Annotated in this window: 21 protein-coding genes; 11 read left to right on the top strand and 10 right to left on the bottom strand. The window is 69.5% G+C overall.

Annotated elements, in window-relative coordinates; all coding sequences use genetic code 11:
- Genes QTI68_RS03595 through QTI68_RS03580 form a run of 4 tightly spaced genes read right to left on the bottom strand, consistent with a single transcriptional unit; the run spans position 1 to position 5,710 of the window.
- A complete protein-coding gene (locus QTI68_RS03595; RefSeq protein WP_286519711.1) occupies positions 1–4,038 on the bottom strand; it encodes a Pls/PosA family non-ribosomal peptide synthetase in 4,038 nt (1,345 codons plus the stop codon).
- Between the two features lie 57 nt (positions 4,039–4,095).
- A complete protein-coding gene (locus QTI68_RS03590; RefSeq protein WP_286510978.1) occupies positions 4,096–4,278 on the bottom strand; it encodes a sporulation protein in 183 nt (60 codons plus the stop codon).
- Between the two features lie 8 nt (positions 4,279–4,286).
- Positions 4,287–5,084: a biotin--[acetyl-CoA-carboxylase] ligase gene (locus QTI68_RS03585; RefSeq protein ID WP_286519709.1), complete on the bottom strand. Its 798-nt coding sequence runs from the start codon at positions 5,082–5,084 to the stop codon at positions 4,287–4,289.
- Positions 5,085–5,086: 2 nt separating this feature from the next.
- Positions 5,087–5,710, bottom strand: a complete 624-nt coding sequence (locus QTI68_RS03580; protein ID WP_286519708.1) for an SET domain-containing protein — start codon at positions 5,708–5,710, stop codon at positions 5,087–5,089.
- A 250-nt stretch (positions 5,711–5,960) separates the two neighbouring features.
- On the opposite strand from QTI68_RS03580, the gene QTI68_RS03575 reads away from it, so the two are divergent.
- Positions 5,961–8,894: a DNA topoisomerase III gene (locus tag QTI68_RS03575; protein ID WP_286519707.1), complete on the top strand. Its 2,934-nt coding sequence runs from the start codon at positions 5,961–5,963 to the stop codon at positions 8,892–8,894.
- Between the two features lie 11 nt (positions 8,895–8,905).
- Positions 8,906–9,082: a hypothetical protein gene (locus tag QTI68_RS03570; RefSeq protein WP_286519706.1), complete on the top strand. Its 177-nt coding sequence runs from the start codon at positions 8,906–8,908 to the stop codon at positions 9,080–9,082.
- A gap of 39 nt (positions 9,083–9,121) precedes the next feature.
- Here QTI68_RS03570 and QTI68_RS03565 read toward each other — a convergent pair whose 3' ends face one another.
- On the bottom strand, positions 9,122–10,003 hold the full coding sequence (locus QTI68_RS03565; RefSeq protein ID WP_286519704.1) for a gamma-glutamyl-gamma-aminobutyrate hydrolase family protein: 882 nt from the start codon (positions 10,001–10,003) through the stop codon (positions 9,122–9,124).
- Between the two features lie 163 nt (positions 10,004–10,166).
- On the opposite strand from QTI68_RS03565, the gene QTI68_RS03560 reads away from it, so the two are divergent.
- Positions 10,167–11,222 (top strand): sugar phosphate isomerase/epimerase family protein, encoded by a 1,056-nt coding sequence (locus tag QTI68_RS03560; RefSeq protein ID WP_286519703.1) that lies wholly within the window; start codon positions 10,167–10,169, stop codon positions 11,220–11,222.
- 262 nt (positions 11,223–11,484) lie between these two features.
- On the opposite strand, the gene QTI68_RS03555 is transcribed toward QTI68_RS03560, so the two are convergent.
- The gene (locus QTI68_RS03555; protein ID WP_286519702.1) at positions 11,485–12,561 is read right to left on the bottom strand and encodes a S1C family serine protease; all 1,077 of its coding nucleotides are present in this window, start codon (positions 12,559–12,561) and stop codon (positions 11,485–11,487) included.
- A gap of 391 nt (positions 12,562–12,952) precedes the next feature.
- Between QTI68_RS03555 and QTI68_RS03550 the strand changes: the two genes are divergently transcribed.
- The 6 genes from QTI68_RS03550 (at position 12,953) to QTI68_RS03525 (ending at position 16,555) form a co-directional block, all read left to right on the top strand.
- Positions 12,953–13,201, top strand: a complete 249-nt coding sequence (locus QTI68_RS03550) for a hypothetical protein (RefSeq protein WP_286519700.1) — start codon at positions 12,953–12,955, stop codon at positions 13,199–13,201.
- A 53-nt stretch (positions 13,202–13,254) separates the two neighbouring features.
- Positions 13,255–13,527, top strand: coding sequence for a translation initiation factor IF-1 (gene infA / locus QTI68_RS03545; protein ID WP_286519699.1), 273 nt, complete (start codon positions 13,255–13,257; stop codon positions 13,525–13,527).
- Entirely contained in the window at positions 13,524–14,933 is a 1,410-nt protein-coding gene (gene dbpA, locus QTI68_RS03540) for an ATP-dependent RNA helicase DbpA (RefSeq protein ID WP_286520212.1), read from the top strand. Before infA ends, dbpA begins: the two co-directional genes overlap by 4 nt.
- Before the next feature lie 35 nt (positions 14,934–14,968).
- A complete protein-coding gene (locus tag QTI68_RS03535; protein WP_286371840.1) occupies positions 14,969–15,139 on the top strand; it encodes a hypothetical protein in 171 nt (56 codons plus the stop codon).
- Between the two features lie 93 nt (positions 15,140–15,232).
- A complete protein-coding gene (locus QTI68_RS03530; protein ID WP_286519698.1) occupies positions 15,233–15,553 on the top strand; it encodes a hypothetical protein in 321 nt (106 codons plus the stop codon).
- 78 nt (positions 15,554–15,631) lie between these two features.
- The gene (locus QTI68_RS03525) at positions 15,632–16,555 is read left to right on the top strand and encodes a c-type cytochrome (protein WP_286519697.1); all 924 of its coding nucleotides are present in this window, start codon (positions 15,632–15,634) and stop codon (positions 16,553–16,555) included.
- A gap of 12 nt (positions 16,556–16,567) precedes the next feature.
- Here the strand turns inward: QTI68_RS03525 and QTI68_RS03520 are convergent, their stop codons facing one another.
- On the bottom strand, positions 16,568–17,545 hold the full coding sequence (locus tag QTI68_RS03520; protein ID WP_286519696.1) for a tripartite tricarboxylate transporter substrate-binding protein: 978 nt from the start codon (positions 17,543–17,545) through the stop codon (positions 16,568–16,570).
- Between the two features lie 31 nt (positions 17,546–17,576).
- Complete coding sequence (locus QTI68_RS03515; protein WP_286519695.1) at positions 17,577–18,779, bottom strand: M20 aminoacylase family protein; 1,203 nt, start codon at positions 18,777–18,779, stop codon at positions 17,577–17,579.
- An 89-nt stretch (positions 18,780–18,868) separates the two neighbouring features.
- On the opposite strand from QTI68_RS03515, the gene QTI68_RS03510 reads away from it, so the two are divergent.
- Entirely contained in the window at positions 18,869–19,048 is a 180-nt protein-coding gene (locus tag QTI68_RS03510) for a hypothetical protein (protein WP_286519694.1), read from the top strand.
- 19 nt (positions 19,049–19,067) lie between these two features.
- Complete coding sequence (locus QTI68_RS03505) at positions 19,068–19,838, top strand: GDSL-type esterase/lipase family protein (protein ID WP_286519693.1); 771 nt, start codon at positions 19,068–19,070, stop codon at positions 19,836–19,838.
- 4 nt (positions 19,839–19,842) lie between these two features.
- Here the strand turns inward: QTI68_RS03505 and QTI68_RS03500 are convergent, their stop codons facing one another.
- The gene (locus QTI68_RS03500) at positions 19,843–22,131 is read right to left on the bottom strand and encodes an ATP-dependent DNA helicase (protein WP_286519692.1); all 2,289 of its coding nucleotides are present in this window, start codon (positions 22,129–22,131) and stop codon (positions 19,843–19,845) included.
- Positions 22,132–22,168: 37 nt separating this feature from the next.
- On the bottom strand, positions 22,169–23,464 hold the full coding sequence (locus QTI68_RS03495; protein WP_286519691.1) for an Nramp family divalent metal transporter: 1,296 nt from the start codon (positions 23,462–23,464) through the stop codon (positions 22,169–22,171).
- Between the last annotated feature and the right edge of the window lie 28 nt (positions 23,465–23,492).

Genomic DNA, 23,492 nt, shown 5'->3' with positions numbered 1-23,492 from the left:
TCAGGCGGCGACCGGCGCCGCGGGGTTTCCGCTCCAGCGCGAAAACGGCGGGATGCTTTCGCCCTTCATCACCAGCGTCAGCGGACCGAGCTGGGCGCCGTCGTGCACCGTCGCACCGTAGAGCACGATGCTGCGCGGGCCGATGTTGACCCGGGCGCCGATGTCCACGTGATGGATCTTCATCACGCGGTCCTCGAACAGGTGGGTCTGCGGGCAGCACTGGGCATTGAGTTCGCTGTGGTCGCCGATGCGCACGCAGTCGAACTCGGTGAGGTCGGTGGTGTCCAGGTAGACCCCGCGGCCGATCTTCGCGCCCAGCAGGTTGAACGCCAGCGGCAGCCAGGGCGTGCCGCGCAGGTAGTGCATGAAGTTGGGCACGGCGATGCCCTCGTAGAGGTTGGTCGCGGCCTCGGAGAGCCAGACGAAGGGCGTCCACATCGGCACCGCGAGCGGGCGGTAGCGGCGCAGGAAGAGCCACTTGAACAGGACCACGAAGACGAAGGTCGCGAGGCCGAAGACCAGGCCATCGACGGTCAGGTAGGCGACCACGGCGCCCCAATGGCCCGCGGCCGCCGAGGGCATCACGGCCAGCACGATGGTGTAGCCCGCGGCGATCACGATGGCGTGCGGCGCAACGATGCGGAAGGCCTCGACCAGGCCGCGTCCGAGCCTGCGGATGGGCGAGGGGTTGAAGGTCAGTTCTTCCGGATGGCCGGTGACGACTTCGCGCGCCGGCAGGCGCAGCGCCGGCGAGCCGACCCAGGTGTCGCCGCTGCGGACCGCGGCCGGATCGGGGGCGCGGCCGAGCACGCCGATCAGCACGTTCTCGGGCAGGGTGGTGCCGTCCGGGATGTAGGCCCCGTTGCCGACGAAGCTGCGGCGCGAAATGACCGTCGGGCGCATCGACATCCAGCCGCCGTCGATCTCCTCGTCGCCCAGCAGCACTGCATCGGCGATGAAGCTGCCTTCGCCGAGCGTGAGCATGTCGGGCACGACGCCCAGCGCGGTCGAGATCTCGGCATTTCGTCCGACCTTGGCGCCGAGCAGCCGGTACCAGGCGGGCGCGAACATCGTCGCGTAGACGCCGTGCAGCACCGCCAGGCTCGACTCCTGGATCTGGTTGACCAGCCATTTGCCGCAGTAGACGTTGCTGTGCACCGGCCAGCTGCCGCTCTTCAGGCGCGGCAGCACGCTCCAGCGGATCCCGGCCGAGACCAGCGCGGTGAGCACGATCATCACCGCCGCCGCCGGCAGCGCCAGCACGAAGTATTTCAGCAGCTGCAGCACGACCCCGTTGGTCTCCAGCCAGGGAAAGCGGTCGAAGTCGTCCAGCACGTCGATCAGCATGAAGGTCGGGAACAGGGGCAGGAAGAACAGCGCCGCCACCAGCAGGGCGCCGGTGAAGAAGAACAGCCCTTCGCCGATGCGCCGGCGCCGGCTGACGGCGAGGCGCGGGCGCAGCGAAGCCGGGTCGAAGGCGCCCGCATCGCGCGCCGGCGAACCGCTCCAGATGCGCCCGGCCGGCAGCGCCTGGCCCTCGGCCAGCGCGGACTGGGCGTCGAGATGGCCCCAGTCCCCGATCCGGGTGTGGCCTTCCAGCACCGCGTAGGAGCCGACGTGGGCCTGCGCGCCGATGGCGATCGGCCCGAGGCGCAGCTCGCCGCACAGCACGCGCGCGTTCTCGAAGTTGACCGCGTTGCCGATGCTGGCACCGTCGCCGACCGAGAACAGGTCGGGCGCGCGAAGCTTGACCGACCCGATCATCACGTCGCGCCCGATGCGTGCGCCCAGCGCCCGCAGCCACCAGGCGTGGAGCGAGGAACCGCTGATGAAATAGGTGGGCGCCGCATCGACCAGTCGGTCGGCCAGCCACCAGCGGAAATAGGTCAGGCCCCAGAGCGGGTAGCGGCCCGGCGCCAGCCGGCCGGCGATCAGCCATTTGCCGGCCAGGGCCAGGACGAACTCGAGCACCGTGGCGACCAGGAAGGCGGCCACCGACATCGCCACCGCGTAGGGAACCGAATCGCCTGGACTGCCCGTATAGAAGTGGTAGGTGAAGAAAGGCGCCAGCCACTGCGCCATGCGGATGGCGACCAGCCCCGGGATGGCCAGCGCCTGCGCCAGGCCGCAGCGCCAGCGACGCCAGGCCGAAGGCGGCGTCCAGTCGGGCACGCGCTCGGCAGCCTGGCTGCCGCTGGCCTCCAGCGCGGCAGCGATGCCGCCGACCGTGCGGCTGCGGTAGATCTCGCGCACCGTGATCCGGGTGAAGCGCGGATCGGCCCGCAGCATCGACGCGAGCCGCGCCGCCAGCAGCGAATGGCCGCCGAGTTCGTCGAAGAAATCCGAATCGCGGCGGATCGCGAAGCCGGGGAACAGCGCGGCCAGCGCCGCGAACAGCGTGACTTCGGCGGCCGTCTCCGGGCGGTCCGAATCGCCGGCGGGAGCGGCGGCTTCCGGGAGCGGCTGCGCCTTCAAGGCCTTGCGATCGATCTTGCCGGAACTCAGCCGCGGCATCTGCGGCAGCAGCTCGATCCGGCTCGGCACCATGTAAGGCGGCAGCCGCGCAGCGAGCGCCGAGCGCAATGCGGGGGCCGAGACCTCGGCGCTGCCCTCCGGCACCAGGAAGGCGATCAGCTGGTCGACGCCCTGGACCTCGCGCAGCACCACGGCCGCGGTACCCACGCCCGGCTGCTGTGCCAGCAGCACCTCGATCTCGCCGAGCTCGACGCGAAAGCCGCGAATCTTGACCTGGTCGTCGGTCCGGCCCAGGCACTGGACGCGCCCGAGTTCGTCGATGCGGGCCAGGTCGCCCGTGCGATACAGCCGGGCGTCGTCGGTGTCGCGCGACCAGGGGTTGGGGAGGAACTTCTCGGCCGTCAGCTCGGGGCGCCCCAGATAGCCCGCCGCGACGCCAGGCCCGGTGATGCACAACTCGCCGATCTCGCCGCGCGGCAGCATCCGGGGGCCGGCCGCCATGTCGGTCGAGATCACCAGCAGCGCGTAGTTGGGCAGTGGCAGGCCGATGGTGACGGGGTCGTCCACCGCCAGTTCGGCCATGCTGGCCGACACCGTGGTTTCGGTCGGGCCGTAGCTGTTGAAGAGTTGGCGGCCGGGCCGGGCCCAGCGCGCCACCATCGAGGGCGGACAGGCCTCGCCGCCGAGGTTGATCAGGCGCAGGCTCGGCACGTCCTGGCCGAAGAGGGCGAGCAGCGTGGGCACGGCATGCAGCACGCTGATGCCATGCACGGCCAGTGCCTGCGGCAGCGCTTCGGGGTCGGAGGCCAGCGCCTTCGGCGCGATCCAGAGCGTCGCGCCGACCAGGTAGCTGAGCCAGATCTCCTCGAACGACATGTCGAAGGCGACCGAGAAACCCTGGTAGACGAGGTCGTCCTGCCGCACGCCCAGCATCTCGTTCTCGCTGCGCAGGAAGTGGCAGATGCTGCGCTGGCTGATGGCGATGCCCTTGGGCTTTCCGGTCGAGCCCGAGGTGTAGATCACGTAGGCCGGGTGCTCGGGCAGCGCCGCGGCGCGCCGCTGCAGCGCGCCAGCCGGGACGCCCTCGGCCAGCAGCGCCTCGACCCGCCAGAGCGGTCGGCCGATGGACGCCAGGCGGAGCGCGAACTCGCTGCAGCTCAGGATGCCCGCGGCACCGGCATCGTCCAGGCAGGCGGCGATGCGTTCGACCGGCGTGTCGGCATCCAGCGCAAGCCAGGCGGCGCCGGTCTTGGCGATCGCCAGCTGCGCCACCAGCAGCTCGATGCCGCGCGGCAGCCACAGGCCGACGATCTGCCCGGGGCGGATGCCGTCGCCGATGAGCCGCGCTGCGCAACTGTCGGCCTGCGCGTCCAGTTCGCCGTAGCTCAGCCGCCGATCGCCGAAGATCAGCGCCGTCCGGGTCGGAGCGCGTCGGGCGGTGGCCTCGAACAACGACGCCAGGACCTCGTCTCGAATGAGTTCGGGCCGCTCGGGGCCGCGCAGGATGGGAGAGGCGTCGAACGGGTCGGCGTGGGGGAAATGAGCAGGGTTCGGGCGAAACATGGACGGGTTCTGATGCAGCGGCGCTGCTGGCGCACCGCCTTGGCTTCGGCGCGCCAGCTAGGGCTTGGTGGGCTCGACCTTGCGGATCTGCAGCATCTCCGGGCGGACCTGCTGCTGCAGCCGTTGCGGCTCGGTCTCGCTGAAGCGCGCGGGCTCGGCGCCGAAGAGGGCCAGCGCGCCGCGGGTCCAGGCGAAATAGCCCAGGTTGGCGACGAGCAGGAGGATGACGACCAGGCGCATGGGTCCTGTCAAATCGGGGCGGGACGGGGCCGGACACTGACTTCGGCGCTGCTGATCATCTGGACGCCCGCGGCCGTGCGGACCAGCAGCTCGCCGCCCCATCCGACCCCTTCGCAGTGGCCTTCGGTGCCGTCGCTGAGCCGCACCTCGCGGCCGCGCAGCACATCGCGCGCGGCGAAGCGGGCCGCGAAGGGCACGAAGCCGCTGCCGCTGAACAGCAGCACGTCGCGCACCAACGATGCGGCGATCTCGCGCAGCACCTCGCCCGGCGTCGCGCCCGGCCGCCATTCCTTCAGCCAGGCCGGCGGCGTGCTGAGGTTCGCCGCTTCGCGCTCGCCGATGTTGATACCGATGCCGATCACGAGATAGCGCTCGGCGACATCCGGCTGGAGCAGGGCGGTCTCGATCAGGATGCCGCCGAGCTTGCGTTCGCCGACCCACAGGTCGTTCGGCCACTTGAGCCCCAGGCCGGCGGCGCCGGAGGGGTCCAGGCTTTCGGCCACGCTGACGCCGACCGCGAGCGACAGGCCGGACCAGTCCCGCGGGGCCAGCGACAGGCCGAGCGAGAAGGTCAGCGAGCTCGGCTCGCGGGCGTCCTGGGCGCTTTGCCAGGGACGCCCCAGGCGGCCGCGGCCGGCGGTCTGGCGCTCGGCCACGAGCAGCACCGCGGCGTTGTGGCCTTCGCGCGCACGGCGCATCAGCTCGGTGTTGGTGGAACCGATCTCGGCCACCACCTCGACGCCGATGCCGGGCAGCAACGGCGCCAGGCTCTGCGCGATCTCGTCTTCGAACCAGGGGGCGGGCATGCTCAGCGCTTGTCGGACTTCTCGGCTTTTTCGGCCTTTTCGGCCTTGGCGTTCTTTTTCTTTTCGGCCTTGCCTGATTGCTTGTCGGCCTGCTTTGCAGCCTTCTTTTCGGCCTTCCTGGCCTTTTTCTTCTTCTTTTTCTTCTTGCCCTCGTCGTCGTCCTTCGGCGCCAGCAGCGTGCCGCGGCAGTCCGCCGACCCGCACCAGCAGGGGAACTCGGACAGCAGCTTCTTGGTGTACGGCTCGTCGATGATCAGCCCGTAGTCGTAGTTCAGCTCTTCGCCAGCCGCGATGTTGCGCAGCGCCTTGATGAAGACCCGGCCCTTCTGCTCGTCGGCCTCGCAATTCGGCTCGCACGAGTGGTTGATCCAGCGCGCGGCGTTGCCGTCGACATTGCCGTCGATCACGCGGTCGTCGTCGACGTGGAAATAGAAGGTGTGTTGCGGCTGGGTCGGATCGTGGGGATGGCGCCGGAGGGCTTCCTTCCAGGAAATGATCTCGCCCTTGTATTCGATGAGCGTTTCGCCTTCTGCAATATCCTGCACGGCGAAGACGCCGTTGCCGTGGACACCGGAGCGACGGGTCTGGATTCGGCGGCCGCCGGAAATGGGGGATTTGGAAGGCATCGCCGAAGTCTGTTAGTTTGAATATGTACGCATGCGCGTGCGCGTACGCACGCGAGAAGCGCCCGATTGTAGATGTGGCCCCCACGCTCCCCACTTCGTGTGGTCGCTGCCCCCCGAGGGGGCGCAGGCCGCCTTGGGGCGGCCCGGCGGCGGCCTGGTGGCCCCATCCCGCCTCGCGTTGGACGTCGAGGGGCGGGAAGGCAACCCTGTCGGGGGATGCGGGAGTGGACTGAATGAATAGGATTGGTTGATGAAAACGTTGGTGATTGCAGAAAAACCCTCGGTGGCGCAGGACATCGTGCGCGCATTGACGCCGGTGGCGGGCAAGTTCGACAAGCACGACGAGCACTTCGAGAACGACAAGTACGTCGTCACCAGTGCCGTGGGCCACCTGGTCGAAATCCAGGCGCCGGAAGAATTCGACGTCAAGCGCGGCAAGTGGAGCTTTGCCAACCTGCCGGTGATCCCGCCGCGCTTCGACCTGAAGCCGGTCGACAAGACCAAGACGCGGCTCAACGCGGTGGTCAAGCAGGCCAAGCGCAAGGACGTGACCCAGCTGGTCAACGCCTGCGACGCGGGCCGCGAGGGCGAGCTGATCTTCCGCCTGATCGAGCAATACGCCGGCGGCAAGGCGCCGCTGGGCAAGCCGGTCAAGCGCCTGTGGTTGCAGTCGATGACGCCGCAGGCGATCCGCGACGGCTTCGACCAATTGCGCACCGACAAGCAGATGCAGGGCCTGGCCGACGCCGCCCGCTCGCGCTCCGAGGCCGACTGGCTGGTCGGCATCAACGGCACGCGCGCCATGACCGCCTTCAACTCGCGCGACGGCGGCTTCTTCCTGACCACCGTCGGGCGGGTGCAGACTCCGACCTTGTCGGTGGTGGTCGAGCGCGAGGAAAAGATCCGCAAGTTCGTCAGCCGCGACTATTGGGAAGTGCATGGCAGCTTCCTGGCCGAGGCCGGCACCTACCAGGGCAAGTGGTTCGACCCGAACTGGAAGAAGCCGCCACCCGGCCCCGACGGCGTGCCCGACCCCGAGCAACGCGCCGACCGGGTCTGGAACGAACGCGAGGCGCGCGAGATCGCCGACGCCGCGCGCGGCAAGCCCGCCACCGTCACCGAAGAGAGCAAGCCCACCACCAGCGCATCGCCGCTGCTGTTCGACCTGACCTCGCTGCAGCGCGAGGCCAACGGCCGCTTCGGCTTCAGCGCCAAGACCACGCTGGCGCTGGCGCAGAGCCTCTACGAACGCCACAAGGCGCTGACCTATCCGCGGACCGACTCACGCGCGCTGCCCGAGGACTACCTGCCGGTGGTCAAGGACACGATGAAGATGCTGGCCAACAGTGGCATGAAGCACCTCGCGCCCTTCGCGCAGCAGGCGGTCGACAACAACTACGTGAAGCCGTCGAAGCGCATCTTCGACAACGCCAAGGTCAGCGACCACTTTGCGATCATCCCGACCTTGCAGGCGCCCAGCGGCCTGTCCGACGCCGAGCAGAAGCTGTACGACTTCGTGGTGCGGCGCTTCATGTCGGTGTTCTTCCCGAGCGCCGAATACCAGGTCACGACGCGCATCAGCACGGTCGAGCAGGGCGGCAAGAAGTACCCTTTCCGCACCGACGGCAAGGTGCTCGTGAAGGCCGGCTGGCTGGCGATCTGGGGCAAGGAAGCCGAGGACGACGAGAAGGAAGACGACAAGGACGGCAAGCGCCTGGTGCCGGTCAAGCCCGGCGAACTGGTGAAGGTCGAAGCGGCCGATCCCAAGGGACTGAAGACCCGCCCACCGGCGCGCTATTCGGAAGCCACGCTGCTCGGCGCGATGGAAGGCGCCGGCAAGACCATCGACGACGACGAGTTGCGCGAGGCCATGCAGGAGAAGGGCCTGGGCACGCCGGCCACGCGCGCGGCCACCATCGAAGGCCTGCTGGCCGAGAAATACATGATCCGCGAAGGCCGCGAACTGATCCCGACCGCCAAGGCCTTCCAGCTGATGACCTTGCTGCGCGGGCTCGGCGTCGAGGAACTTTCCAAGGCCGAGCTGACCGGCGAATGGGAATACAAGCTGGCGCAGATGGAGCACGGCAAGCTGAGCCGCGAGGCCTTCATGCGCGAGATCGCCGAGATGACGGAGCACATCGTCAAGAAGGCCAAGGAATACGACCGCGACACCGTGCCCGGCGACTACGCCACGCTGGCGACGCCGTGCCCCAATTGCGGCGGCGTGGTCAAGGAGAACTACCGCCGCTACAGCTGCACCGGCAAGCCGGGGCAGGAGCCCTGCGGCTTCTCGTTCGGCAAGTCGCCGGCCGGGCGCACCTTCGAGGTGGCCGAGGCCGAGGCGCTGCTGCGCGACAAGCACATCGGCCCGCTCGAAGGCTTCCGCTCGAAGGCCGGGTGGCCCTTCACCTCCGAGATCATCCTGAAGTTCGACGACGAGGCGAAGAACTGGAAGCTGGAGTTCGACTTCGGCGACGACAAGAACGCCGACACCGGCGAGATCGTCGACTTCAGCCAGCAGGACACCGTCGGCCCGTGCCCGGTCTGCGGCGCGCCGGTGTTCGAGCACGGCAGCAACTACGTCTGCGAGAAATCGGTGCCGACCACCGCGCAGCCGACGCCGAGCTGCACCTTCAAGACCGGCAAGATCATCCTGCAGCAGCCGATCGAGCGGGCCCAGGTCGAGAAGCTGCTGGCCACCGGCAAGACCGACCTGCTCGACAAGTTCGTCTCGATGCGGACCCGCCGCGCCTTCAAGGCCTTCCTCACATGGAACAAGGACGAGGGCAAGGTGACCTTCGAGTTCGAGCCGCGGACCAGCAAGTTCCCGCCGCGCAAGACTTTCGCCAAGGCGGCGCCGGCGGCGGCAAAGAAGGCGGCAGCCAAGACGCCGGCCGCCAAGAAGGTCGCGGCGGCGAAGAAGGCCGCCGCGCCCAAGGCGCCGCGCAAGCCGGGCGCCGGACTCAAGCCCAGCGACGCGCTGGCCGCGGTGATCGGCGCCGAACCGGTGGCGCGCACTGAGGTCATCAAGAAGCTGTGGGACTACATCAAGGCCAACGGCCTGCAGGACGCTGCCAACAAGCGCGCCATCAATGCCGACGCCAAGCTCAAGCCGGTGTTCGGCAAGGACCAGGTCACGATGTTCGAGCTGGCCGGCATCGTCGGCAAGCACCTCGGCGCATGAAGGGGATTCGCATGAAGACACTCCTCGCGGTGGCGTTCGCCGCCACCCTCTGCCTGGCCGCGGGCTGTGCATCCCGCGGTGCCTCGGGCGCCGACGGCGGCGCCAGTGCCGCAAGCAGCAGCAGCGGCATCACCGTGTTCGGCACGATCGACGCCAACGTCAGCAACGTCAAGAACCAGAGCCGCTGACGGCGCACCCCGCCGGTTCGCTGGACTGCGGCTGGCGGCTCAACGCATCAGCAGGGCCTGCCGCAGCAGCCGTGCCGCCCGGTTGCGGATGCGGCCGGGCGCGCTGCGCAGCGGCCCCTTCGGGCTGACCTTGGCGGTGGCGCAGGCCCACAGGAAGTCTTGCAGGATGGCCGTGTCGTCGACGGTGTCGGTGGCGCCGTAAGTATGGAACTCCGGGTGCCACTGGGTCGCGGCGATGTAGCTGCGGCCGCGGTCGCCCTTGCGGCGGATGGCTTCGGGAATGCGGTCGGGGATGCTCCACGCATCGACCTCGAAGCCCGGCGCCAGGTCCTTCACTCCCTGGTGATGGATGCTGTTGACGCGCGCGCTTTCCATGCCCGGGTAGAGCTTGGAGAGGCGGGAGCCGGGCGTGATGCTGATCTCGTGGAAGTTCTGGTCGTAGGCCTCGGCGTCGCGGTGCCGCAGCGCGTTCGGGTGCTGGGCCTCGATGTCCTGGTAGAGCGTGCCGCCGAAGGCCACGTTGATCAGCTGCAAGCCGCGGCAGACGCCGAAGATCGGCTTGCCGGCCTGCTCGAAGGCCTCGACCAGCGCCAGGTCGTAGAGGTCGCGGATGCGGTCGCCCACCCAGGCGTCCTTGAGCGGCACCTCGCCGTAGCTGCCGGGCCAGACATCGGCGCCGCCGTGCATCACGACGCCGTCGAGCCACTCGGCGTAGTGCGACAGCTTGGTGTCGCCGCGCGCGGTGGCGCCGGTCGGGCAGGGGACCATCACCACCATCGCGCCGGCCGACATCAGCCAGTGCGTGATCGACTGCTCCACATACTGCAGCGTCTTGTTGGTGAACAGCGAGCGCGCCGGATCGGCGTGGGAGAAGCAGGCGGAAAGACCGATCTTGAGGCGCCCCGAAACGGTTTGTGACATTGGCTCTGTTGCGCCGCGAGTGCCCGCGGCCCTGCTGTGTGGAGTGGCAGGGGCCATTGTGTCGCCTTCCGGCGCGACGTGCACTGCGACGGCCAGGCTGCCGCACTGTCGGACGGCATGCCGCGATGGCATCATCGATGCCCCACGACCCGGAGACAAGCACATGAAGACGATCAAGGGGCCGGCCATCTTCCTGGCCCAGTTCGCTGCCGACACGGCGCCCTTCAACTCCCTCGACGCCATCGCCGGCTGGGCCGCAGGCCTGGGCTACAAGGGCGTGCAGATACCGAGTTGGGACTCTCGCATCTTCGACCTGAAGAAGGCGGCCGAGAGCAAGACCTACTGCGACGAGGTCAAGGGCACGCTGGCGGCGCACGGCCTCGAGATCACCGAGCTGTCGACCCACCTGCAGGGCCAGCTGGTGGCGGTGCATCCGGCCTATGACGCCGGCTTCGATGGCTTCGCGGCGCCCGAGGTGCGCAACGACCCGGTCAAGCGGCAGCAATGGGCCGTGCAGCAGCTGCACGACGCGGCCCGGGCGTCGGCCCATCTGGGTCTGACGGCGCACGCGACCTTCTCGGGCGCGCTGGCCTGGCCCTACCTCTACTCCTGGCCGCCGCGCCCGGCCGGCCTGATCGAGGAAGCCTTCGACGAACTGGCGCGGCGCTGGAAGCCGATCCTCAACGCCTTCGACGAGGCCGGCGTCGACGTCTGCTACGAGATCCACCCGGGCGAGGACCTGCACGACGGCGTGAGCTACGAGATGTTCCTCGAACGGGTCGGCAACCACCCGCGCGCCTGCCTGCTGTACGACCCGAGCCACTTCGTGCTGCAGCAGCTCGACTACCTGGCCTACATCGACCACTACCACGAGCGCATCAAGATCTTCCACGTCAAGGACGCCGAGTTCAATCCGACCGGCAAGCAGGGCGTGTACGGCGGCTTCCAGTCGTGGATCGACCGCGCCGGGCGCTTCCGCTCGCTCGGCGACGGCCAGGTCGACTTCGGCGCCATCTTCTCGAAGATGGCGGCCTACGACTTCCCGGGCTGGGCGGTGCTCGAATGGGAGTGCTGCATCAAGCACCCGGAGGACGGCGCGCGCGAAGGCGCCGAGTTCATCAAGCGCCACATCATCCGCGTGGCCGACCGTGCCTTCGACGATTTCGCCGGCGGCGGGGCCGACAGGGCGGCCAACCGGAAGATGCTCGGGATCAGCTAGGGCGTATTCACACTATTCCAGGGTCGCGAAGGCATGCCAAGGCGGGCCAATCAAGGCGTACGACGCCGCATGTGCGTTGGCACATACAAGGAGTGCAACGCGGAGTGGCCCGCCTTGGCATGCCTTCCCTTCGGGTTGCCCGGCCAAGGGGCCGTCTGCGGCGTTGCCCGCGCTTGCAAGGCGCCAGCCTTGCTGCGCGCGGGCGCCTTGCATCCAGCCCCTTGGCCGGGCAACGCGATCCCTGGAATAGTGTGAACACGCCCTAGATCCCCTGCGGCTTGCGCAAGGTCCGCATGCGGTCGACCGCGTGCACCTTGACCTTGCGGATCTGCGTGCCCTGCTGCACGGTGAGCTCGACGTCGGCCTCGGCGTCCGGCCGGGTCCAGAGCTGCTTGTAGAAAGCTTCGAGCGTCGCCACCCTGACGCCGTCGATCTCGAGCACCACGTCGCCGGGCTGCAGGCCGGCCTCGAGCGCCGGCCCCCAGCGGTCCACCCGCACGATCTGCACATGCCCATCGCGCTCGAAGGACGAGAGCCCGAGCCAGGGCCGCACGCTGGCCCGGGTGCGCCCGGTCGACTGCATCTCGGCCAGCACCGGCCGCAGCAGCTCGACCGGCACGAACATGTTGCCCGGCAGGCGGTTCGGGCCACCCGCCTCGCGCACCAGCAGGCTGCCGATGCCGACCAGCTCGCCGTCGCGGTTGAACAGCGAGGCGCCGCTGTGGTTGGCGATCGGCGGGCTGGTGAAGAGGGCGATGTCGATGTGGTACTCCCAGTTGCCGGAGAACGGCCGGGTCGCCACCAGGCGCGTGAACGCCACCTCGGTGCCGCCGCTGGTGCCGGTGGCCGCCAGCAGCGGCTCGCCCGGCCGCAGCCCGCCGACGCCGGCCAGGGGCACCGGCTCGATGCCGGGCAGCGGCACCAGCGGGCGCACCAGCGCGAAGCCGGTCGCCAGGTCGTAGGCCACCTGGCGCGCCGGCAGCCGGCGGTCGTCCTGGGTCAGGACTTCGATGGTCTCGGCCTCCAGCAGCAGGTAGCCGATCGTGAGGATCAGCCCGTCGGGCCCGATCACCACGCCCGATCCGCTGCGCTGCCGCCCCAGGTTCTCGGCCGAGGTGGCCCCCTCGGTGGCCGTGACCTCGAGCGCGACGACCGCGTCGCCGGCGCGCTGCAGCGCCTGCACCTGGGCCTCGGCCCGGGCGGCATCGACCGCCGTCGCAGGGATGGCCGCCTGCGCCAGGGGCAGCCATGCCAGCGCGGCCAGCCAAACCCCGACCCACTGCGCGCACCAGCGCCGGGGCGGCGCCGGCGGCCGCTTGGCGAAGGGGTGGTTTTGCATGGCAGCGCTCCTTGGAACGATGGCGCCATGGTGCGCCCCAAGCGCCTCTCCCGCAAGCGCCGGGAGGACTGTCACGAAGCTGAAATAGCAACTGTCATGCCAGATCGGATATAATCCGGGGTTCGTTTCGATTTAACGACGAAGCACTTTCGTCATTTGCCGGCCAGGCTGGAGATACTGGAGATCTCCGGGCCCCTCATGACCAGCCGGCACCACAGTGTGTTGGAGCGCCAGACCGGGCGCCCAAGATTTGCCACCACTGCCTTCGTACTTTGTTGAAGCGAACAGCGCGCTGTCCGCTCCGGTGGGCGCCATTTCCGGCCGGCCTGCGCTCGTTTTATTCAATCTCAATTTCGGCATTTCGCGGCGTCGCGGGATGCCAAGGCTTTCGATGGACATCATTCAACACAGCATCGCAGTGGGCAAGTACCTTGTCTCGCCGCTCATCAAGGACCTGGACGACGGCCGCTATGTGGCATCGGTCTCGATCCGATCCGGCCGCGGCAGCGGCACGCACGACCGCGTGATGCGTTTCACGCCCAGTTTTGCCAGTCACGCGGCGGCCGTCGGCTACGCGATCGACCAGGGCCTGGGCTGGATTCGCGAACGCAGCGCACCCCGTACGCCTTGCGCCGCTTGATTCGGCACACCGATTTCCTATCCAATTACGACAACCCATTCAAAAGGTAATTCATGCCCAAGGAAGAACTGATCGAAATGAACGGCGCAGTGACCGAAGTGCTGCCTGACTCCCGCTACCGTGTCACCCTCGACAACGGCCACCAGCTGATCGCCTACAGCGGCGGCAAGATGCGCAAGCACCACATCCGCATCCTGGCCGGCGACAAGGTGTCGCTCGAGCTGTCGCCCTACGACCTGACCAAGGGCCGCATCACGTTCCGCCATCTGGAACGCCGCGGTCCGCCGCCGGTCAACAGCGGCGGCAACAACTCGCAGCGCCGCTGACCCTCCCCGTGACCGGTCCCGCCACCGACTTCGCCACGCTGCCGCTCTCGCCGCAGGCGCTCGCGAACCTGACGCAGCTCGGCTACCTGCAGATGACGCCGATCCAGGCCGCCAGCCTGCCGGTGGCGCTGCTCGGCAAGGACCTGATCGCCCAGGCCAAGACCGGCAGCGGCAAGACCGCCGCCTTCGCGCTGGCCCTGCTGGCCAATCTCAATCCGCGCCGCTTCGCGGTCCAGGCCATGGTGCTGTGCCCGACGCGCGAGCTGGCCGACCAGGTGACGACCGAAATCCGCCGCCTGGCCCGGGCCGAAGAAAACATCAAGGTGGTCACGCTCTGCGGCGGCGTCGCCCTGCGCGGCCAGCTGGCCAGCCTCGAGCACGGCGCCCACATCGTGGTCGGCACGCCGGGCCGCATCATGGACCACCTCGACCGCGGCAGCCTGAACCTCGAGGCGCTGAACACGCTGGTGCTCGACGAAGCCGACCGGATGCTCGACATGGGCTTCTTCGAGGACATCGTGAAGGTCGCCCGGCTGTGCCCGAAGGAGCGCCAGACGCTGCTGTTCTCGGCCACCTACCCCGAGGGCATCCAGAAGCTCGCGGCGCAGTTCATGAAGAGCCCGCAGCAGATCACGGTGCAGGCCCAGCACGAAGAGGGCAAGATCGTCCAGCGCTGGTACCAGGTGAAGAACACCGAGCGCCTGCATGCGGTCAGCCTGCTGCTGAACCACTTCCGGCCGCAAAGCTCGCTCGCCTTCTGCAACACCAAGCAGCAATGCCGCGACCTGGTGCAGGTGCTGCAGGCCCAGGGCTTCAGCGCGCTGGCCCTGTTCGGCGAGCTGGAGCAGCGCGAACGCGACCAGGTGCTGGTGCAGTTCGCCAATCGCAGCTGCTCGGTGCTGGTGGCGACCGACGTCGCGGCGCGTGGCCTCGACATCGCCGACCTCGAGGCGGTGATCAACGTCGACGTCACGCCCGACTCCGAGGTCCATATCCACCGCATCGGCCGTACCGGCCGCGGCGAGGCGCAAGGCCTGGCGCTGAACCTCGCCAGCATGGACGAGATGGGCAGCGTCGGCAAGATCGAGCAGCTGCAGGGCCGCGAATCCGAATGGCATCCGCTGGCCGAGCTCACGGCCGATGCCGCCGGTCCGCTGCAGCCGCCCATGGCCACCTTGCAGATCGTCGGCGGCCGCAAGGAGAAGATCCGCGCCGGCGACGTGCTGGGCGCGCTGACCGGCGAGGCCGGCTTCACGCGCGACCAGGTCGGCAAGATCAACGTCAACGAATTCTCCACTTACGTGGCGGTCGAGCGGCGCATCGCGCGCGAGGCTGCGCACAAGCTTTCCACCGGCCGCGTCAAGGGCAAGACCGTCAAAGTGCGGCTGCTCGACGATGTGGCTTAATTACGTCCTTCGATTTCTTATCACCTGAGCTTTCCATGCCCAAGAAAATCCGCACCGAGGCAGACCGCATTGCCACCCCCAAGCCCGTTCCGCAACCCGGCTACAACGTCCCCAAGTCGGGTGGCGGCCAAAAGGTGAGCCTGGAGCGCGGCACCGCGACCCGCAGCAAGAAGAACCCCGGCAAGCGGGCCAAGAAGGGCGGCTGATCGCCCACCGAGTCGTCTGCGCCGCCACGGCGCATGCACTCTCGAAACGCGCCCCCCGGGCGCGTTTTTCATTTGGATCCCAGGCCTGCACCCATGTCCGACGACTACCAGATCGACATCCCGCCCTCGTTCTTCGCGGTCTACACCGACACCAGGCAGCGCCTCGCCGAGCCGATCGCGGTCGTGCGCGCCCGCTACGAGATCTGCGAGGACCTGGCCAACCACCTGGTCGCGCATGCGCAGGTCCTGCATCACGTCGAGGTGCCCTCGGAGGACGAGATCCTGCGCCGGATCCATGCCGGGCTGGCGGTGCCCGACGCCGGGGTGTCGGGCGCTGAAGCCGAATGGATCGTCCGGCGGCTGGCCGAGCTGCTGGGCTGGGACTGCCCGCAGCTCGACGCGGCGTCGGGCTAGGTCCTCTGGCAAAGGTGGTATGGACGGCAGTACTAAACGTACGCCATCATGCGTTTTCACACGCACAGGTCCTCCTTCTTGACCGATCCATCCCTCACCCATCCGGGCCGGCGCTGGCTCAAGCGCATCCTGTTGGCGCTGGCGCTGCTGGTCGCGCTGGCCGCGGCGGCGCTGTTCGCCGGCGACCAGCTGGCGCAGCGGAAGATGCAGCGCAAGATCGACATCCCGGTGCAGGGCGTGGCCTTCCGCGACGACGCCGCGGCGATCGAACGCGGCCGCTACCTGTTCGCCTCGCGCGGCTGCGTCGACTGCCATGGCGCCCAGGGCGGCGGCAAGGTGTTCCTCGACGACGGCAAGGGCATGCGCATTGCCGGGCCCAACATCAGCCCGGGCCCGGGCAGCGTGGTCGCCGGCTACACGCCGGCCGACTGGGAGCGCTCGATCCGCCACGGCGTCAATCCGGTGGGCCGGCCCCTGATGGTGATGCCGAGCGAAGACTACAACCGCTTCACCGACGACGACCTGGCCGCGCTGGTCGCCCACCTGCGCCACATGCCGCCGGCGAGCGGCGGCGGCCCGGTGGTCGATTTGCCGCTTCCGGTGCGCGCCTTCTATGGCTTCGGCCTGATGCAGGACGCCGCCGCCAAGATCGATCACGGGCGGCCGCCGGAGCCGCCGGTGCCCGAAGGCCTGAGCCTGAAGCACGGCGCCTACGTGGCCAACATGTGCCTGGGCTGCCACGGCGAGAAGCTCAATGGCGGCAAGATTCCCGGCGGGCCGCCCGACTGGCCCGCGGCGGCCAACCTGACGCCCGGCGAGGGCACGGCCATGACGCGCTATGCCGATGCGGCCGCCTTCCAGCAGCTCTTCAGGAGCGGCGCGCGGCCCGATGGGACGCCGGTGCGGGTGATGCCCTTCGGATCGCTGCGCGAAATGAGCGACATCGACGTGCAGGCGCTGTACCTGTACCTGAAGAGCCTGCCGCCGAGCCCGCACGGCTAGGCCGACCGGCGCTCAGTCGACCTTCGCGCCCGACGCCTTGACCACGGCGCCCATTGCGTCCCAGTCGGCGCGCAGCAGCTTCTGGAACTCTTCGGCGTTCTGGCTGCGCGGTTCGACGCCGAGGCGCTTGAAGCGCTCCTGGATCGCCGGATCGGCCAGCACCTTGTTGGTCGCCGCATTGAGGCGCTCGACCTCGGCCTTGGGCGTGCCGGCCGGTGCGAGCAGGCCGATCCAGGAGTCGAAGGCATAGCCGGGCAGTCCGCTTTCCGCCACGGTGGGCAGCGTGGGCAGGAACTGGCTGCGCGCCTGGCCCGTGGAGGCCAGCAGCTTCATGCGGGGGTCGTTCTGGAACCCCATCACGCCGACGCTCGACGAGATCACGGCCTGCACGCGGCCGGCCAGCACCTCGTTGACCGCCTCGCCGGTCGACTTGGTCGGGATGTGGGTCATCTCCAGGCCGGCTCTGGCCAGGAAGGACGCCATCGCGAGGTGCGTGGCGCTGCCGTTGCCGGCCGAGGCGTAGTTGTACTTGCCGGGGTTGGCCTTGACCCGCTTGATGAAGTCGGCGGTGTTCGCGACATCGAGGTCGCTCGCCACCGCGAGCACGTAGCCGGCATTGCCGAGGTTGGCGACGCCCACGAAGTCCTTCAGCGGCTCGTAGGGGAGCTTGCTGTAGAGGAAGCCGGCGATGTGGTGGCTGGCCGCCGCCAGCACCAGCGTGTTGCCGTCCGGCGGCGCCTTGGCCACCAGGGCCGCGCCGACCGTGCCGCCGGCGCCGGCCCGGTTCTCGACGATCACCGCGGCGTTGAGCGCCGCGCCCAGCTCGTTGTTGAAGGCGCGCGCCACGGTGTCCTGCACGGCGCCGGTGCCGAAGGGCACCACGATGCGGATCACGCGCTGCTGCGCGCGCGCCGGCAGCGCGGCGCCCAACGCCAGCCAGGCGGCGGCCGCGGCCAGGGATCGACGGGTCAACGGAATCGACATCTGCATGCTTTCTTTTTGTGGGAAGGAAAAGGTGCGCTCAGCGGCCACCGACCGGGAGCCAGCGCTCCACCAGCTTCACGAAGTAGCTGGCGCCGATCGGGATGATCTGGTCGTTGAAGTCGAACGAGGTGTTGTGGATGATGCAGGGCCCCGGGCCGTGGCCGTCGAGCCGGTGGTCGCCGTCGCCGTTGCCCAGGAAGGCGTAGCAGCCGGGCCGCGCCATCAGCATGTGGGCGAAATCCTCGGCCCCCATCACGGCCGGGAAGTCGTCGGTGACCATGTCGGCGCCGACCACCTCGCGCATCACCTCGGCGGCGAAACGGGCCTCGGCCGGATGGTTGACGACCGGCGGCGAGGCGCGCACGAAGCTCACCTCGGCCGTGCACTCGTGCGCCGCGGCGATGCCCTCGGCCACGGTGCGCAGGCGCGCCTCGATCAGGTCCAGGGCGGCGATCGAGAAGGTGCGCACCGTGCCGCCGACCGAGGCGACATCGGGGATCACGTTCGGCGCATCGGAGCCCTGCAGCTGCGTGACGGCGAGCAGGGCGCGCTCGGTGCTGGCGATGGTGCGCGGCACGATGTTCGCGAGCGCCTGCGCCAGCGCGACGACCGCGCCGACCGGATCGAGGCCGGTGTGCGGCATCGAGGCATGCGTGCCGCGGCCGCGCAGCGTGATCTTGTAGGTGTTGCTCGATGCCATCAGCGCGCCTTCGTTGAGCGCGAATCGGCCGACGTCGCCGACCGGGAAGTTGTGCAGCGCGAAGACCGCGTCGCACGGGAAGCGCTCGAACAGGCCGTCCTGGATCATCTTCTTGGCACCCGCCTTGCCCATCTCCTCGGCCGGCTGGAAGATGAAGTGGACGGTGCCGTCGAAGGCCGCGCCCTGCTGCGCCAGGTGCCAGGCAGCGGCCAGCAGCATCGTGGTGTGGCCGTCGTGGCCGCAGGCGTGCATGCGCCCGGCGTGGGTCGACTTGTGGGCGAATTCGTTGGCCTCGTGCAGCGGCAGCGCATCCATGTCGGCGCGCAGGCCGATGGTCCGCTTGCCGTCGCCGCGGCGCATCACGCCGACCAGCCCGGTGCCGGCGATGCCGCGGTGCACCTCGATGCCCCATTCCTCGAGCAGGCTCGCCACCTTCTCGGAGGTGCGGTGCTCCTCGAAGCCGAGTTCGGGATGGGCGTGGATGTCGCGGCGGATGGCGACGAAGCGGGAAACGTCCGCAAAGGATTCGGCGAGCTTCATGGGGGGTACGGTCTACGAGAAAACGATAGCAGCGCATTCTGACGCAGGCCGACTACGATGCGCGGTACCGACCCCGATGGAGCCTTGCCATGAGCAACGAACTGCGCAACAAGCTGCACGAACTGCAGGAGCTGTCGACCCATGCCCCCGACGCGCCGACCCGCGCGATCATCGAGGCGCTGCGGCTGCAGACCGCGATCCTGAACGAGCGACTCTTCCGCATCGAACTCCAGTTGAGCGAGGTCACCAAGCGGACCGATACGGCCTGAGGCGCCGCCAGGGACGACGGTGAAGCGAAGTCACATCGCAGCGGGTGCCGGCCTGTCCGTGCTGCTCGGGCTCGCGGCCGCGACCGCCAGCTACGCCGCCTTGCGGCTGCACCGGTCGACGCGGCTGGCGCGCCGGGCCCATCCCTTCGAGCGACAGGCCGAGCCCGAAGGCGCGCGCCTGCTGGTTGTGGGCGACAGCACGGCCGGCGGCGCCGGTGCCAGCGACCCGATCCACAGTCTGCCGGGCCTGCTGTCGCGCGCCAATCCGTCGCTGACCGTGGTCAACAAGGCCCAGCCCGGGGCGCGCTTCGCCGACATCCTCGAGCAGCTCGACGGCAACGAGCGCTTCGACGCGGTTCTGGTGCTCGGCGGGACCCACGACGTGCTCGGCACCACCCGCGATGCCGCCTTGCGCCACGCGGTGCAGCGCGTCGCGCAGCGTGCCCGCGTGCGCGCCCAGGCGGTGGTCTTCATGCCGCCCGGCAACCTCGGCAACCTGCGCGTCTTCCTGCCGCCCTGGAGCTGGTGGATGAGCTACCGGGCACGCCGGCTGCAGGCCATCGTGGCCGAGGTGGCGCGGGCCAACGGCGCGCAGCACGTGACGCTGTTCATGGCGCGCGAGGACGACCCCTTCGCGCGCCATCCCCGGCGGCTGAGCGCCCGCGACGGCCTCCACCCGAGCGATGCCGGCTACGAGTTGTGGCAGCGCGAACTCGAGACCCAGGCCCAGTTGTCGGCCAGGCTGCGCAAGATCGGCCGCAGCGCCGCGGTGCGGGGACCGGTGATCTGAAGACTCAGCGCGCCCCGGCGAACATCGGCTCCAGCTGCCACCAGGCCGGCAGCAGCGCCCGGATCTCCTCCCGCGCGAAACGGTCGTCCAGCAGGTAGAGCACGCCGGCATCGGTCTCGCTGCGGATCACGCGCCCGGCGGCCTGCACCACCTTCTGCAGGCCCGGATAGACGTAGGTGTAGGCATAGCCGTCGCCGAACAGCGCGTCCATGCGCTCGCGCATCACCTCGTTCGGCTCGTTGTGCTGCGGCAGGCCCAGGCTGGCAACGAAGGCCCCGACCAGGCGGTCGCCCGGCAGGTCGATGCCTTCGCCGAAGGCGCCGCCGAGCACGGCGAAGCCGACCCCCCGGCCACCGGCGGCGAAGCGTGCCAGGAAGGCCTCGCGCTCCGCCTCCCGCATGCCGCGCGACTGGCGCCAGGCCGGGATGCCCGGGTGGCGCCGCTCGAAGGCGGCCGAGGCGCTGTCGAGGTAGTCGAAGCTGCTGAAGAAGGCCAGGTAGTTGCCAGGGCGGCGCGCGAACTGCGCCGCCACGATGTCGATCAGCGCGTCGAGCGAATGGTCGCGGTCGCGAAAGCGGGTCGACAGGTCCATCGCCACCCGGACATCGAGCTGTTCGCTGCGGAACGGCGAGCCCACGTCCAGCGTCGCCGTGTTCTCGGGCAGGCCCAGCGTGTCGCGGTAGAACGAGAAGGGCGCCAGCGTGCCCGAGAAGCAAGCCGCCGAGGCGGCATCGGCGAAGCGCGCCTGCAGGAAGGGCGCGGGCACCAGGTTGCGGATCGCCAGGGCACGCGTGCCCCCCGGGCCGAGCGTCGCCTCGAAGACCGAATGCTTGCCGAAGCTGTCGGCCAGCCGGGCGAACTGGAGCAGGTCGAAGAAGCATTGCTGCAGCGCCCCCGGCGGCTCGTCGGGGCGGGCCGAAAAGTGCTCGGCCATCAGCGAGACCGCTTCCTGCAAGGCACGCGCGAAGCGCTCGGGCACCTGGTCGTGCGGCTGGTAGGCGGCGACCTGATCGCGCTGCAGCAGTTGCCATTCGCGCGCCAGGCCCCCCAGCGGCTTGCGCAGCAGCGCCGGCGCCTTGGCGCGCACCGCCTCGAGCGCCGCGGCTTCGAGTTGCGCCGAGTACATGCCGCGCGCGCGGTCCAGCAGGTTGTGGGCTTCGTCGACCAGCAGGGCGACGCGCCACTCCTCGTCCTTGGTGAGCGCATAGAGGAAGGCGCTGCCGTCGAAGTAGTAGTTGTAGTCGCCGATGACCACGTCGCTCCAGCGCACCAGTTCCTGGGCGAGGAAGTACGGGCAGACCTGGTGGGCGAGTGCGATGCCGCGCAGCGCCTCGCGGTCGAGCCAGGCGGCGGCGATGGCTTCGCTGCGGGCCGCAGGCAGCCGATCGTAGAAGCCGCGCGCGAGCGGGCAATCGTCGCCGTTGCAGGCCCGCCCGGGGTACTCGCAGACCTTCTCGCGGGCCGCCAGTTCGAGCACCCGCAGCGGCGCCTGCGCGCGGTCGAGGGTTTGCAGGGCACCGAGGGCGACCGCGCGGCCCGAGGTCTTGGCGGTCAGGAAAAAGATCTTGTCGAGCTGGCGCGCCGGCCGCGCCTTGAGCAGCGGAAACAGGGTGGCGACCGTCTTGCCGATGCCGGTCGGCGCCTGGGCCAGCAGCGGGCGCGCCGAGACCGCCGAGCGGTAGACCGCCTCGGCCAGCTCGCGCTGGCCGGGGCGAAAGCCGCCATGCGGAAAGGCGAGCGCCGCCAGCGCCGGATCAAGCGCCGCGCGGTGAGCGGACTCCTGCTCGGCCCACGCCAGGTAGCGCGCGCACAGCGCCTCGAAGTGCTGCTGCAGGTCGGCCCGGGTCCAACTCTCCGCCAGCACCGTTTCCTTTTCGGTGCCGAGGTCGAGATACACCAGCGCGACGTCGAGCGCCGGCAGCGCGTCGCGCTCGCACAGCATCCAGGCGTAGCTGCGGGCCTGGGCCCAGTGCAGCGCGCGATGGTTGGCCTTGATGCGGCCGAAGTCGCCGCGAAAAGTCTTGATCTCCTCGACCCGGCGGCGCCGCGGGTCCCAGCCATCGGCCCGTCCGCGCACCAGCAGCCGGCCGAAGCGCGCCGACAGGCCGACCTCGCTTTCGTAGTCGAGGCTGCGGCGGGACTGCACCAGCCGGTGGCCCGCCTGGCCTTCCTGGCCACTCGGGGCCGGCACGAAGCGCAGGTCGAGGTCGCCGGCCTTGGCTGCGAAGGCGCAGAGCGTGCGGACCGAGACCGCGAGTGGCGCGGCGGCGGAAGAGGAAGGGAGGGCGGCCATGGGGCTGGATGAATATACAGCGCCCGACCGCACCCCGCTACGTGAACGAGACCACCCCCAGTGCCACCGAGGCCGCCGCCATGGCCGCGGTCGCCAGCCAGCCCAGCAGCCGCCATTTGCGCGGCAGCACCATCTGGCCCATGACCGCGGGACTCGACGCCGCGATCATCACCGCGACCATCACCGGCACCGAGATGACGGCGTTGATCACCGCCGCCCAGTACAGGGCCGAGATCGGATTCAGTCCCGACAGGCTGATGCCCACGCCCAGCAGCATCGCGGCCGCGAGGATGGCGTAGAAGCTGCGGCCGCGCGCCAGCGTCAGGTCGAGCCCTTTGCGCAGGTGGAAGTAGCTGGCCACCGCCTCGGCCGCCGATCCGGCGAGCACCGTCAGCGCCAGCATGCCGGTGCCCAGGACGCCGAGCGCGAAGAGCCAGAAGGCGAGGTCGCCGGCGATCGGCTTCAGTGCGGCGGCGGCCTGGGCGGTGGTCTCGATCCGGCTCTGGCCATGGGCATGCAGCGTGGCGGCGGCGGCGGTGATGATGAAGAAGGCGATCAGGTTCGAGAAGCCCATGCCGACCGCGGTGTCCAGCCGCAACCGGCGCAGCTGCACCCGCGCTTGCGACGGTGCGACGCGCAGCGGATGGTCGTCCGCCACGCGACGGATCTCCGCCACCTCCTGCGAGGCCTGCCAGAAGAAGAGGTACGGACTGATCGTGGTGCCGAGGATCGCGACCACGGTGGTGACGTACGCGCGACTCCAGTGGAAGTCCGGCGCGAAGGTTCCCCTGAGCGCCGCGGCCCAGTCGACATCCACCGCGAACACCACGCCCACGTAGGCGAACAGCGACAGCGTGAGCCACTTGAGCACGCGCACATAGCGCTCGTAGGGCAGGAAGACCTGCAGCAGCAGCGACACGAGGCCGAAGCCGACCGCATACCAGGCCGGCCGTCCCGGCAGCACCAGCGCAGCCGAGTCGCCCATGGCACCGAGGTCGGCACCGAGGTTGATGACGTTGGCGACCAGCAGCAGCGCCACCAGCGACGCCACCATCCAGCGAGGGCAGAAGCGCGCGAAGGTCTCGGTGAGGTTCCGGCCGGTGACGCGGCCGATGCGGGCGCTGGCCAGCTGGATGCCCATCATCAGCGGATAGGTCAGCAGCAGGGTCCAGCCCACACCGTAGCCGAGCTGCGCGCCGGCCTGCGTATAGGTGGCGATGCCGCTCGGGTCGTCGTCCGCGGCGCCCGTGATCAGGCCCGGGCCGAGCTTGGACCACCAGCGCGCTTTCGCGGGTGCGGCGGGCGCGGCGGCGGACGCTGAAGGGGTGCTCATCGCGGCTTCGTGTGAAGAGGTGCGCCAG

This window comes from Variovorax sp. J31P207 (genome assembly GCF_030316965.1).
Classification (GTDB): domain Bacteria; phylum Pseudomonadota; class Gammaproteobacteria; order Burkholderiales; family Burkholderiaceae_C; genus Variovorax; species Variovorax ginsengisoli_B.
This window is presented reverse-complemented; position numbering and strand designations above follow the sequence as displayed.